At 63.7% G+C, this 234-nt stretch carries 1 protein-coding gene; it reads right to left on the bottom strand.

Annotated elements, in window-relative coordinates; translation table 11 throughout:
• A partial coding sequence (locus ACLJNW_RS28725; RefSeq protein ID WP_410962093.1) for a hypothetical protein occupies positions 1-234 on the bottom strand: 234 nt, incomplete at both ends.

Raw genomic sequence — 234 nt, 5'->3', positions numbered from 1 at the left:
GCTCCATCAGTTGGTGCACCGCCAGCAGCGCGGTGGAAAGCACCAGGAAGAAGAACCACAACGGCGCCGACAGGTAGGACATGACCCCGGTGAGGAACACCGCTCGGTGCACCGGGTGCATGCCCTTGACCAGGAACAGGCGGAAGTTCATCAGGTTGCCGTGGCACCAGCGGCGGTCGCGCTTGAGTTCGTCGAGCAGGTTCGGCGGCAGTTCTTCGTAGCTGCCGTCGAGGT

Origin of the sequence: Salmonella sp. SAL4457 (assembly GCF_046548235.1) — a bacterium.
Lineage (GTDB): Bacteria > Pseudomonadota > Gammaproteobacteria > Enterobacterales > Enterobacteriaceae > Salmonella > Salmonella enterica.
Note: the sequence above shows the minus strand (reverse complement) of the source record. Positions and strands in the feature narration are given on the sequence as shown.